At 43.0% G+C, this 13,286-nt stretch carries 13 protein-coding genes; 5 read left to right on the top strand and 8 right to left on the bottom strand.

Annotation, left to right across the window (positions count from 1 at the left end):
- The first annotated feature begins 157 nt into the window (after positions 1-157).
- From D7Y06_RS20880 to D7Y06_RS20865, 5 genes are all read left to right on the top strand, one after another.
- Positions 158-1,231, top strand: coding sequence for a substrate-binding domain-containing protein (locus tag D7Y06_RS20880; RefSeq protein ID WP_120409565.1), 1,074 nt, complete (start codon positions 158-160; stop codon positions 1,229-1,231).
- A gap of 11 nt (positions 1,232-1,242) precedes the next feature.
- Entirely contained in the window at positions 1,243-2,046 is an 804-nt protein-coding gene (locus D7Y06_RS20875) for a methyl-accepting chemotaxis protein (RefSeq protein ID WP_120409564.1), read from the top strand.
- A 2-nt stretch (positions 2,047-2,048) separates the two neighbouring features.
- Positions 2,049-2,186, top strand: a complete 138-nt coding sequence (locus tag D7Y06_RS26130; protein WP_158591447.1) for a hypothetical protein — start codon at positions 2,049-2,051, stop codon at positions 2,184-2,186.
- Entirely contained in the window at positions 2,186-2,791 is a 606-nt protein-coding gene (locus tag D7Y06_RS20870; protein ID WP_120409563.1) for a methyl-accepting chemotaxis protein, read from the top strand. The genes D7Y06_RS26130 and D7Y06_RS20870 overlap by 1 nt, the downstream gene beginning before the upstream one ends.
- 106 nt (positions 2,792-2,897) lie before the next feature.
- Positions 2,898-4,790, top strand: a complete 1,893-nt coding sequence (locus D7Y06_RS20865; protein WP_120409562.1) for an EAL domain-containing protein — start codon at positions 2,898-2,900, stop codon at positions 4,788-4,790.
- Between the two features lie 64 nt (positions 4,791-4,854).
- Here D7Y06_RS20865 and D7Y06_RS20860 read toward each other — a convergent pair whose 3' ends face one another.
- From D7Y06_RS20860 to D7Y06_RS20825, 8 genes are all read right to left on the bottom strand, one after another.
- Positions 4,855-7,071: a beta-propeller domain-containing protein gene (locus D7Y06_RS20860; protein ID WP_158591446.1), complete on the bottom strand. Its 2,217-nt coding sequence runs from the start codon at positions 7,069-7,071 to the stop codon at positions 4,855-4,857.
- 4 nt (positions 7,072-7,075) lie between these two features.
- Entirely contained in the window at positions 7,076-7,594 is a 519-nt protein-coding gene (locus D7Y06_RS20855; protein WP_120409560.1) for an RNA polymerase sigma factor, read from the bottom strand.
- Between the two features lie 186 nt (positions 7,595-7,780).
- Positions 7,781-8,290, bottom strand: a complete 510-nt coding sequence (locus D7Y06_RS20850) for a QueT transporter family protein (protein WP_120409559.1) — start codon at positions 8,288-8,290, stop codon at positions 7,781-7,783.
- A gap of 152 nt (positions 8,291-8,442) precedes the next feature.
- The gene (locus tag D7Y06_RS20845) at positions 8,443-9,246 is read right to left on the bottom strand and encodes an EcsC family protein (protein ID WP_243119426.1); all 804 of its coding nucleotides are present in this window, start codon (positions 9,244-9,246) and stop codon (positions 8,443-8,445) included.
- A 154-nt stretch (positions 9,247-9,400) separates the two neighbouring features.
- Positions 9,401-10,492, bottom strand: a complete 1,092-nt coding sequence (locus tag D7Y06_RS20840; protein WP_120409558.1) for a DUF4179 domain-containing protein — start codon at positions 10,490-10,492, stop codon at positions 9,401-9,403.
- Position 10,493: 1 nt separating this feature from the next.
- A complete protein-coding gene (locus D7Y06_RS20835) occupies positions 10,494-11,033 on the bottom strand; it encodes a sigma-70 family RNA polymerase sigma factor (protein WP_120409557.1) in 540 nt (179 codons plus the stop codon).
- Between the two features lie 132 nt (positions 11,034-11,165).
- Positions 11,166-12,758 carry a DEAD/DEAH box helicase gene (locus tag D7Y06_RS20830; RefSeq protein ID WP_120409556.1) on the bottom strand — a complete coding sequence of 531 codons (1,593 nt, stop codon included), beginning with the start codon at positions 12,756-12,758 and terminating at the stop codon, positions 11,166-11,168.
- Positions 12,745-13,017, bottom strand: coding sequence for a GIY-YIG nuclease family protein (locus tag D7Y06_RS20825; RefSeq protein ID WP_120409555.1), 273 nt, complete (start codon positions 13,015-13,017; stop codon positions 12,745-12,747). Before D7Y06_RS20825 ends, D7Y06_RS20830 begins: the two co-directional genes overlap by 14 nt.
- Between the last annotated feature and the right edge of the window lie 269 nt (positions 13,018-13,286).

Here is a 13,286-nt window from a genome sequence, read left to right as displayed (position 1 = left end):
TTTACTGAGGACACAGCTTCAAGCAGCATAGCATAGGAATTAAGATAACTGAATAACTGCCAGTATTGAATTTTCAAGGTGCATAGGCTAAATCTATGTGCGAAGTTTGAGTTAATCATTTAAATAGAAGTAGGTTTAACATAAGGGAGGTTTCAAAATGCGGAAAGTAAGTAAATGGGTGGGGCTTTTTCTGTCAGCACTTCTGTTGTCCGGATGCGGCTCCGCCACCACACCTGAAATTATTATGCCAAAGGAGCCCTTGCAGCCCTCTGTCACATCTCAGGAAACAGACAATTCAGACATTTCCCAGGAAAACAGCACAGCCCAGGGCAGCGGCACGTCGAGCCCTTCCGGAGAAAGCAGCCAGCCTGCTCCTCCACAGACAAGCTCCGGCAATTCCTATACCGTATATCTAATAACCATGGATTTGGCGGACAGTTATTGGCAGTCCATTGACCAGGGATGCCAGAGCGCTGTTTCAGAATTAGGGAACATTACATATAAATGGATTGGGCCTGATTCCCATGATGACGCCCTGCAGAGCGCATGTATAGACCAGGCAGTATCCGACGGCGCAGATGCCATTTTAATCGCGGCAAACAGCCCGGAGGGGATAAATGCCAGTTTACAGGCAGCTTCTGAAGCCGGATGTAAAATTGTATATGTAGACAGTGCGGCAAGCTTTGACTGTGTTTCCGCCCTGGCAACGGATAATGAAGCGGCAGGGGCAACAGCAGCGGAGAGCATGAAGGAAGCCCTTGGGGCAAAAGGCATTACCAGCGGAACCATTGGGGTTATGGGGGTGACCACAGACACCTCCTCCTGCATGGCCAGGAAGATAGGTTTCCGCTCCGCCTTTGAAGGGACGGATTTTGTACTGGCAGACACGGTATACATGCAGGATGATGTGGCAAATGTAAAAAATGCCGTCTCCCTTGGACTTGAAAATGGATATGTAGGCTTTTTGGGAACAAATGAAGGCACTTCCGTGGCCATCGGCGAAGCCGTAAAAGAGGCGGGGACAGAGAGCACTATTGTTGGATTTGACACCTCAGACGCCATGCTTTCCCTAGTATCTGAAGGCATTGTATACGCCACAATGCAGCAAAATCCCAAAACCATGGGACATGACGGCCTTGCCATTGCCGTAAGCACATTGGAGGGAACATACACGGAGATAAACACAAAGACAGACACAGGAGTTACGGTTATCACAAAAGATGCTATGTAAGGAGAATCCATATGAAATTTAAACAGAAAATGTTCGCCTTATATTGCTCTTCCATGTTGATTTTCGGAATCTTAATGCTCTCTGTTGGTCTTTTCCAGTTTGAGAACGGTATGTATAAGGAGACAAAAAACAGTTTGAAATCCAGTGCCCTTGCGGCAATGAACCTTTATAACAGCCAGGGATACGGGGATTATGCCTTAAAAGCAGACGGAAACGTGTGGAGAGGCATGAATTTCAATATATCGGCAGAAACCTCTGTGGTGGATGATTTAAAAGCCCAGACAGGAATTGACACCACCTTCTTTTTTGGGGAAAATGCCGTAATGACTTCTATATTAAGTGACAACGGACAACGGTGGTACGGAATGAAAGCCGGGGAAAACATTACAAATTACACGTTGATGCAGGGAGCCCAGCTATGGTATAAAAACATTGAGATAGATAAAAAGATGTGCCACGCCTATATTATTCCCATTTTACAGCCTGGGGACGGCACGGTGGTAGGCGCCTTGATGGCCTCTGTGTCCACCCAGGAAATAGACGGAATTATAAGGCAGTATATCATTATCAGCATTATGATTGCTGTTGTAATTCTGATTCTTGTGGGCGGCTTTATTTTCTGGTATATCGGCGGCCTTACAAAAGTACTCCACGATGTGAGAAGAGTGCTTTCCCAGGTATCCAACGGGGAATTTTCTGACCAACGCCTGATAAAAATAAAGCACGCTGACGAATTTGGGGATTTGGCATCTTCCACGGAAAGGCTAAGGATTAAAATATACGATATATTAAACAACCTGCAAAGCGTACGGTAAAATTGTCACAGGCTGTGGAACGCCTTAACGTAACATCAGAACATACTACGGAAGCCGCCTACACCATGAGCGAGCATGTGGAAAAAATTAAAAATACCGCTTCTAACCAGAAAACAGCAGACAGGCACAGGATACGGTAATCGGCATCCGAAACCAGACAGATGCCACCAATGAATCTGTAAACCAGATTAAAAGCATTACGGATTACATTACAAATATTGCGGAGGAGACAAATCTCTTGGCCTTAAATGCCAGCATTGAGGCAGCCAGGGCAGGGGAAGCTGGAAAAGGTTTTGCCGTGGTGGCACAACAAATACAAAAACTGGCGGAAGAGTCCAATAATTCCGCATCACAAATCGGGAAAAATATTCAGGACCTTGTAGAAAAAACAAAAGAAAATCTTCTTGCTATGAATACCATAGATGATGTGTTAAATTCTCAGAAAGATAAAGTTTCCCGCACAAAAGAGATATTTGAAGCTTTAAATAACAGTATCACTGCTTTAACTGACCAGGAAGACAATATGCAGAAAAGCATTTCCACTATGAACCAGACAAAAGATAACATGTCTGAAATTATTAAGGAACTGGAAGAATCCTCCCTGACAAATGTAGGTGCTGCGGAGGAAACCGCAGAGGTTACAGGCAAAATGAAGGAGGAGATAGGAGGAATCACTTCCCTGACATCAGATTTAACGGATTTATCGGAAAATCTAAGCCAAAATTTGAAATCCTTTTTATCTTAAGAGCAAGAGAGAACCAGAAGTTGATATGGTTCTCTCTTGTTTCTGTATGCCAAATATTGTACAATAAGTAATAAGACTTTTAATTTGATATGAGGAGACTGATTGTATGAGCCCACTTGCCCAATGCTGCGGCATCGTAATGATATTGGTTTTATTATATTTTTTCAGACGGCAGAAAAAGGTACACTTGCACACAGAGCAGGCTTTTTTTCACCTAACCTGCTGCGCACTTTTATGTCTCTGCCTTGATATTTCCTCTATTATTGTCATCGACCGCAGAGATATCCTTTCCCCTTATTTTGTGGCCTTTATTGCAAAGTTTTATATTACAACACTTCCCCTTACGGTATTATTTGCTATGGTCTATGTCTGTTCCGATATCTATGCCAGCAATATTTCTACCCGGAAAATCAAACGCTTATGCCTGATACTGGGTATATTAACCTTTGCCACAATATTTATACTCCCCATACAATATCATGAAAACAGCCAGGGAACTGTCCTTTACACGGAGGGCCCCAGCGTCGTTGCCACTTATATTTCTGTTGCCCTCTACATGCTTTTTCTAGTGTATCACACGGCAAAAAACAAACATATTTTAAACAAACGCCGGATTCATGCGGTGTGGGTATGGCTTCTTCTCTGGACGATAGCCGCCTGTATTCAGCTTTTTAACAATGAACTTTTGATTGTGGGCTACGCAGGTTCCCTTGGAATTATGATAATCTATCTCTCTCTGGAAAATCCGGAAGCCAATATTGACCGCCGCACGGGACTTTTTAACAGAAATGCCCTGTTACAGTACTTACAACAGCTCTATGGAGACCGGCAGAACTTCTCTCTTCTCTCCCTTGTGCTGGAAACTTCCTATGTCCAAAACCTGAATACAGATTCCCAGGAACAGGCCCATCTGGAGATGATAAACTTTGTGGAATCTGTAAAAAATGCCTATGTATTTAAAAATGCGGATGAAGAGATTATTCTTATCTTTCACAGTAAAAAGGATGCCGATGCGGGAAAAGAGATGATTGACCTGCGCTTTGAGCAGGGATTTGGAAAAGATTATTCTGTTATCTTCCGCACGTCCTGGATTTATATCCCGGAATCTACCATTGCCCAGTCTGAGGATGAACTCTTAGCTTTCCTGCGCTATGCAAGACAGAATCTTTTGAAAGAGCGGAGATTTTGTGTGGTAAACCAAAGTGTTGTGGAGGAAATGATACAGGAAAAATCTATGGAAGAACTGATGATAGGGGCCATTAACCGAAATGCTGTGGAAGTATATTACCAGCCCATTTATTCCACCAGAGAACACCGCTTTACCTCCGCCGAGGCTTTAATCCGCATACGGGATGAGGGGGGAAACTTGGTTCCCCCGGGAAAATTCATCCCCATAGCAGAAAAGAATGGTATGATTTTAAAACTTGGAAAAATAGTGTTCCGAAAAGTCTGCCAGTTTATAAAGGAAAATCATACGGAACAGTATGGGCTGCATTACATAGAAGTAAATCTTTCTGTGGTACAATGCGCCTATGACCATCTTGCCGCAGATTATATTAATATTATGAACGCCTACCACGTAGACCCAAAACAGATTAATCTTGAAATTACGGAGTCTGCCTCATCCAACGCAAAAAAGACTCTTCTTGACAATATGAACATTCTATTAGATTACGGTGTGTCTTTTTCCCTTGACGATTTTGGGACAGGACAGTCAAATCTGAATTATATTGTTGACATGCCTGTCTCTATTGTAAAATTTGACCGCTCTATGACCCAGGCTTACTTTGAAAATGATAAGGCCAGGTATGTTATGGATGCGGCCATGCACATGATTCATGGTATGAAACTGGAAATTGTCTCCGAGGGTATTGAGACGAAAGAAGCCTTTGAGACCATGGAACGGCTGAACATTGGATATATTCAGGGTTACTATTTTTCCAAACCTCTTCCCCAAAAAGAATATTTAGAGTTTTTAAAAGCACATCAAAATGACTGATTGTTACAAAAATTGGCCCGATAGAAAATATTCTATGGGCCAATTTTTTATGGCATGAAAGTTCTTACAGCTCTAATTTTTGTATTTTCCTATAATTCTCCCCTCTGTCAAAAGATGTGATGCTCGCAGGGCTTGCAAGATAAAATCTCTCCCCGGCATAAATCCCCCGGTATTCTTCTATGGAAGCGCTGTCGTCCAAATCTGCCGTCAAAAGGTTATGAAACTCCCCCTGCTCTATAGAAAACAGAAGATAGCTCGTTTTTTCCCTATTTTGATAAGAAGTCATTGCAAATCCAAAAAGATTTTCCTCCGGGTCTGCCAACACGGTTTTATACTGGTACAAAGCTGGGCTGTAATCTCCGTTTTGAATCACAAACTCTTTGATAATCTTTACCTTTGCCGGGTCTTTAATGTCAAAGAGTACCAGTTTTAATCCTTCCCGCGCTCCTGTCTCTTCATCTGTCTCATATCCGATGCCCACCAGTTTATCTTTTCCCCAAAAGTGAAGGTACTCAGAAAATCCGCTGAGTTTAACTTCTGATAAAATTTCAGGATTTGTGGGGTCAGACAAATCTACTGCAAAAAGCGGATCCGTGTTCCGGTATGTGACAAAATATGCCACATCTCCCAAAAACCTGGCGGCGTACACCTGCTCTCCCTTTGCCATGCCCTCCAGTTTTCCTGTAAGCTTTAAGTTTTCATCCAAAAGATAAAGATTGTTACTGTCTTTACTGCCGCTCCAGTCCGTGGTCAATACACGCAAATTCCCTTTTTCCTCCGCCACGGCAAAAGTGTCATATACCTCCCCCGTAACTGCGGCGGCGCCAACGGCGTTAATCTCCCCTTTCTTCAAGGAGAATTTTGCAATTTTAGTTTTTACTTTATCCTGTTCATAGTCCGTATGGTAAAGATAAACCGCATCTTTGCTCACATAAATCTGGGCATTGTTGTTTAAAATCAAGACCTCATCCACCACTTCACCGGGATTTTTCGTGTCCACAGAGGAAATCAAATACCCGGCATTTCCATATTCCGGCAGATAAATACAGTCTGAACTTATCATTTTCCCATTTACCAGAGGGATAAACCCTCCCGCCTCCTCTTTGGTAACCATTTCCTGATTTTTGACCGAAGCCTGCTCCATATAACCTTCCGTAAATAGATATACCATGCTGCCAATTTTTCTGGAATCCTTGTAATAACCGTCCTGCGTCACAGTTCCCTCTAACCTGGGATTTTTCCTGTCTGTGACATCATAAGTTAAAAGCTCCGTCACGCTCTTCGTCTCTATCTGATAAGAATCTTTATCAGAATAGGATTTGGCTGCTTCATTTCCACCTGTCTCCGCCGGACTTTCCCCCTCTTCCTCAAGGGCTTCATGATACTTTGGATCAGCCGGGCGCATCTGTATTTCCTCCTGCTTTAAAATTGTCTCCTCTTTTTGAACTACCAAATGAATGGAGTCCCCCTCCACATACATTTCCACCACCCGGGTATCCGCTGTACGATCCCCTATGGTAAGATACCCGGTAACATTCATTTTCTTTTCCCGAATATCTGTAATGGTTACCTGGCTTCCGGAAACCGTATAAATATAATCTCCGTCTGTCTTTACAATATCGCTCTCGTCCACGCCTTTTGTCTGTACATTTGTCTTGGAATAGCTGCCGCTGCCCTTGCTGGCCCCCGTATCCATATCCGCTGTAGCAGACGCATTTGTGCTTTCAGCTTCCATATTCCCTGCGGTATCCACTGCACCTTCTTCCACCATATCTCCCGCTGCACCATCGCTTTTGCTGCCTTTTGATCCCAGAAAATTATCTGCTATTTTTTCTAAAAATCCCCTCTCTTTTACCTCCTCCTCCGAATACACAGGCGGCTGCAGTGCCTGATATACCTGGGTATAGTCTTCCGCCACTTTATACAAATCCCCCGCATCTCTTTTGGGCTCTGCCTTTGCCACAGTGGCGCTTTTCTCCGAATCACCAGATTCCATGGCATCTCCCAGCCCCCCGCCGCTTTCTGCCGATTCTTCCGGCGCTGTATCGCAGGAAGTTCCCTCCATATTTTTACTTCCGATGCCGCTGACCCTGTATACCGCCCCTGCACTGCATAACAACAATATGGCCGCAGCGGCAGCTCCCATGGTTCCCATCCATTTTTTAGGCCTCATCTTTGTGCTTTTTAATTTCTTTTCTATCTCATCCGGCTTTAATTCCTCTGGAATCTTTACCTCTTCCGAAGACTTTCTGATTTTCTCCAATAATTCTTCTTCATACATGTTATCAACCCTCCTCGCCATTTAACATTTGTCCCATTTTCTTTAAGGCCCGGCTCTCTTTGGAACGCACAGTATTTTCATTCATATGGAGCAATTCTGCAATTTCCCTGCTTTTGTATCCGCAAAATAAATGCATTCCAATTAAAAGCCTCTCCTCCTGGTCCAATTCAAAAAATGCTTTTCTCACCAGGGTATGCTCTTCCGGTCCTTCCAGAAACGCAGTATTTAATGCAGCTTCATCCAACTCCAAAGTCTGATTGGCATATTCCCTTCGCCTTTCCTTGCATTTCACAAATAAAATACGGAAAATCCAACTGCGAAACGCCTCCTCTTTTCTTAAGTTTTTTATAGACGAAAAAGCACTTAGCACTGCCTCGCTGACAGCGTCTTTAGAATCCTCTCTATTTCCCAGGGTATAAAAAGCAAAACGGTACATATCCTGAAATACCTCACTGTAAAGACTGGCAAAGGCTTCCGTGTCTCCCCTTTTTGCCCTTTTTACCAGTAGTCGCTCCTTTTCCATCTCTTCACCTCCTCAAATTCTGCAGAAATTTGATTCTTGTTACATAATAATAGTCTAATAAAACAAGCAAAATGTTGCATTATATTTTAAAAATATTGCACAAAATTTTCATACTTTTTTATACTTTATATACAAAAAGAACGGAAGTATTTCCCTTCCGTCCTCTTTATAGACCTTGGTATATTTTTATTTTGTAGACACAACACTGTCCGTTTTAAAAATTACGTTTCTATATTTTTCTAATACTGCAAGCAGTGCCATGCCCAATATTCCGCAGGAAATAAACTCTCCCGCACCCACTGTAAGCATAAAGTAGGGAATAGAGCCTGGAAACTGATATACGTATGCCAGAACAAATGGGACGATAACCGTATTTGCAGCAATGGGCGGCAAGGGCGCAGCCCACTTATACCTGCGAAGTACATAAGTAAAAAATGCTCCAACGAGCGTTGCAAGGCTGCCAAACAAAATATCAAGAGGCGCACAGCCTGTCAGAATATTTGCAAGGACACAGCCCGCCCAAAGCCCCGGTATAGCTGCCGGCGTAAAAAAAGGCAGAATCGTAAGCGCTTCGGAAAAGCGAATCTGCACCGCATAATTTGCCAGCCCAAGGGCGTTGGCAAGCAATGTCAGCACTACATAAAGAGCAGCAATCATAGCCGCCTGGGTGATGAATAATACTTTCTTGTCTCTCATTTTTTTCTCCTTTAGTTTTGTTTTAGGTGAGGAAGGTCCCGAACTCACCGTGTGTCGGGAAAGCTTAATTTTTCTGGCTCGCCCGAATGTTTATTATAAAGAAAAATGAGAAAAAGTCAAGTACTTCTGTCACCTGTATTACAATTTGACATTTAATTTATACTCCGGGCAGGCAAAGCTTTTCGGTAAAAACGCCGCTTGTACTTTAACTGGGCATACTCCGTCAACTTTTTCTGATACACCATGTCCGATACTCCCCCTAGAATTCCCACAACAGGTATTCCCTGTACAAATTTCAGATACAGCATTTCATCTGCAAGTACATCTGCGGTACGGCGCATTTGTTTCTCTCTGTCCATAGGCAGTTTTTCTGTCCCGTCTATTATGCGGTTTAATTTTAGGTTTCCCGCCATCAGCTCTTCTTTTTCTAATAATGCAGTTTCTATCAGCCTTAAAATAAATACCTGTTCTTTTTCACTGTCATAAGAAAAACCATAAGAAAGAGCTATCTCATATATACTTTTTAAAAGTATCCCCAAAAACAGGGGGATATCCGGTATTCCAAGGCCAAAAACTCCCATTCCCACACCCTCCGCCGTGGAAATCATACCGTTTACAACTCTGCTCTTCGCCGCTGACTTTTGAAAAGCCTTTACGGATTTTCCATTATTCTTTAACTTCGCCGCATACTCCCGTATTTTATAATCCTGCTCTTTCTTTTCTTTATCATAAGTTTTTTCAATCACTCCTGTTCCCTTGTCAAAAATCAGCTGAAATGCTTTAAAAAAACCCTCTTTTAAGGTGTTTTCAAACTTATCCGGAACATATTTTGCAATTCTGTCCTGCCAGAATGCGGTTTCTCTCTGTACGTTGCGGTTTAGATAAGCAGATTCCGCTTTTATCATTTTCTGCCATTCAATCTCAATCTGTTTTTGATTCATATCCCTTATCCCCATAAACTCAGCCCTCTTTAAGTTCAATATATTTTTTATATTTTACCATATATTAAAATACATGCCAATCTATTTATTTCCCTTTTTGTACTGTTTTTAAGCATTATAAAAGAGGACAGGCACCTCTAAAATACGTCCTGTCCTCTTTTTTTATGTTCTATCTTTGTAATTCCATCTCGTAGGATGCACCTGACTCATTTCCCACAAATATCACGCTTTGAATATCTTCCACAATATTTACCTTGGTACTCTGCCAGCTCTCCCAAACAAGATCTTCATTTTCCCTGTCGCGCCCCATTGACCCCATCCCATTTTTATCTATATCCACAAGGGTTCCGTCTTTTAACCGATATTGCGACGGATAAATGGAAGGCAAATCTTCTTCCTCTGACATAACCTTATTTCCAGCCGCATCCACGCTTTCCTCTTCATGAAAGGTCTGTTTCCAGTCATAGGTGACTTTCATGGAAATCGGGGAAATGTCAATACTTTTAACTGTAATGTTTTCTTCCGGCACTTCTTTATCCACAAGAAATGTTTCCCGAGAGGGGGCGTAATCTAATTCCCAGCTTAAGTCCCAGTCTCCCTCTGCAATGGACTGGACATTCTCATTTTTTATCTGCCCGGCAAGGTTTTTGAAATGGGCTGTCATAGTTTTTCCCTGCAAATCCATCACATCCTTTGCCTGCACAAAATACTCCCAGTACCTGACATTTGACTGTTCATGCTTCATGTCATAAGGTTCGCCCCCGGACCAGGATAAGCCGTAATCGAGAGTGGTTTTCCCATCTATGGAAAGTTCCAGTTCATCAAAGAATATATCCATATCCGGAGAGATTTCTTCCGGCATCTCCACTTTAAAGTAAAGATACATATCTCTTTCCGTCATCAGAGACTGTTCCAGAGAAACTGTCACTCCCTGATCTGTGGCAAATGCCTCCACAGGCACTGCTACTTTCTTTTCCTCCAGAATCTGCTGCTTTTCCTCATCCGCCTCAAACCGCTTTGCCACATCTTTATCCCACAGGAAAAATCCTGTTGCCCCCACAGTGACCGTGCCTAAAATCATAGCTCCTGCCAATGCCAGGGCCACCTGGAAACGCAGGCTTTTCTTTGCCTTTTTTTTCTGAATTTCCTTTGCGCCAATCTGCCGGAGAGCTTTTTCCATTTTCATCTCCACCTCCCGGGGTATCTCCACATCATTCTGCAAAATCCGATCTATCTCTCTATTAAAATATCTCTCTTTCATACTACATTGCCTCCTTCCGCAAAGGTAAAACTTCAGACTTTTTTGTATCCGCACCGTATTCTTTTGCCGCCATTTCCCTGCCCCGGGCCAGACGAGTTTTTACCGTACCCTCCGGTATGTCAAGCAAATCCGCAATTTCTGCTATTTTGTACCCCTGGGCATAGTAAAGCACCAAAACCACTCGGTACTTTTCATCCAAAGCCTGCATAAGTTCTTCAAACTCCACTGTTTCCATGGAGGCATCCTGCCAGGGAATTTCCGGAAATACCTCCAGGAGACTTTGGTTTCCGTATCTGCGGATTATCTGGTTACATTCGTTTATTAAAATACGGGTCATCCATGTCTTAAAATACTTGGGCTGTTCCAATTTACCTATATTTTCATAACACTTTAATATGGTGTTTGAAATGGCATCCGCCACATCCTCCTGATTGTTAAGGATTCCCCTTGCCACTTTGTACATATCAGTTTTATACTGCATCACCAATTCTGCAAATGCGTCCGCATCTCCCCGAATTGCCTTTTTTATCCGTGTCTCCATAGAGCCTCCTGTCTTTTTATCTGCCATGGCTTATCTCTATTCTTTACACTTATTAGATGCACGGGAAGGGGAAAAAGTTTCAGGAAAATAAAAAAACTTATGGGACAAATTGTGTCTCATAAGTTTTTTCTATTATTTGTTGTTTGCAGGCTCCACATTTATGGATTTTCCCTTGATTTTTGCATTCTGCATGGCGGATAATACTTCCCTTCCGTACTCCTTGGGAACTTCCACAAAAGTATACTTGTCATACATATCGATAGCCCCCACCAGTTTGCCGGGCATACCGGATTCTCCTGCGATTGCGCCCAAAATATCTCCCGGCTTTACTTTCTGCTTTTTGCCGATGTTTACAAAAAGACGCACCATCCCGGCTTCCGCCCCGGTGTCCCCGAAATCTTCCGGCCACTCTTCCCTGTCATTGGTGAGCTCCACGCCGCCTACGGCCTGCTTTAAGAAAGCCGCCGCAATGTCCATTGCGGTAAAATCTGAATCATTTACCTCTTTCTCTATGAGATTTATCATATCCCGCAAATCTTCTTCTTCAATAATTGCGGCGATATTGTCCATCACTTTTTCCGCCTTAATCTGGGCCACATCCTCTGATGAGGGGATGGGCTGAGCATAAATCTTTGTCTTGCAGTAGCGCATAATGTCTTTTAACTTGTATACCTCTTTTCCCTTTACAAAGCTAAAAGCCTTTCCGGTGCGCCCTGCCCTTCCGGTACGGCCGATACGGTGAACGTAATACTCATCATCCTGGGGAATGTCAAAATTAAACACGGCTTCCACGTCGTCCACGTCAATGCCCCTTGCCGCCACGTCGGTGGCAATCAAAATATCAGTTTTTCCCTTGCGGAAATTTGCCATAACCCGGTCACGCTGCACCTGTTTCATATCCCCGTGAAGCCCTTCCGCAAAATACCCTCTGGCGGAGAGTTCCCGGGAAAGTTCATCCACCTGTTTCTTTGTATTGCAGAATACAATGGAAACTTTGGGGTTATGGTAATCCAAAAGCCTGGTGAGGACATCCACTTTATCTTTGCGCTTTACATCATAATAAAACTGCTCAATATTGGAAACGGTAAGCTCTTTTTTCACCACTTTAATGGTCACCGCATCTGTCTGGTACTTTTTTGTAATGTCTAAAATAGGCTTTGGCATAGTAGCGGAAAAGAGCACCGTCTGTCTCTCCTGGGGAATGTATTCCAGCACTGTCTCAATATCTTCCCGAAAGCCCATATTTAACATTTCGTCCGCTTCATCTAATACAATGGTGTGGACATAGTCGCAGCGGATGGTTTTTCTGCGAAGGTGATCCATCACCCGGCCCGGCGTCCCCACAATAATCTGCACGCCGCCTTTTAAAGAGCGAATTTGTTTACTGATATCCTGCCCCCCGTAAACCGGGAGGATTTTTATCCCGTGGAGATATTTACAGAGATTGTGTAGTTCCTCTGCCACCTGGATTGCCAGCTCCCTGGTGGGGGAGAGCACTATCACCTGGGTCTTTTTCAGGGAAGGGTCTACTTTCTGAAGCATAGGTATACCGAAAGCCGCCGTCTTTCCCGTTCCTGTCTGAGCCTGGCCAATCACATCCCTGCCGCTCATCACGACAGGAATGGCCTGGGCCTGAATCGGTGTGGCCTCCTCGAATCCCATATCCTTAATTCCTTTTAAAATCTGGGGTAAAATATTTAGTTCGTCAAATCTAACTGTTTCCATTCTTATTATTCCTCTTATATTCTGTGATTAACTGTTCCTTTTCTTTTCGGGTCAACTGTTTAATCTTTGCCTCCCGGCTCATAGCCTCATGCTTTGTGTAAAAGATTTCCAGATATACCAGCTTTACCGGCCTGCGCACTCTGGTATATTTTCCTCCTTTTCCCGCATTATGGCTTAAAAGCCGCTTTTTTATATCATTCGTCCAGCCTGTATAATATGTTCCGTCGCTGCACTCTAATATGTAAGTATAGTTTTCCATACTTTCCTCTTTTTTTGGACATGCACATAGAAAGACGTTCTGTGTCTTTTGGAACACAGAACGTCTTTTTCTGCAATTCTTTTGTCTTCCCAAGTCATTATAAGTGTTAATGGGAAAAAAAGCAAGAACAAATATTACTCTGCGGAAAAATATTCTACCGGATCCGGGTCTTCGACACTTGTCAGAAATATAAAACATTACAAACCGCAGAAATGCGGGCTTTTTTATGTCAAATTTTATTTATTTTTATGTTGTATGGCGTTGTTTTA

Source organism: Roseburia sp. 1XD42-69 (genome assembly GCF_003612565.1).
In the GTDB taxonomy this organism is placed as follows: domain Bacteria; phylum Bacillota; class Clostridia; order Lachnospirales; family Lachnospiraceae; genus Roseburia_B.
The sequence above is the reverse complement of the archived record's forward strand: the minus strand, read 5'-3'. Positions and strand labels throughout refer to the sequence as shown.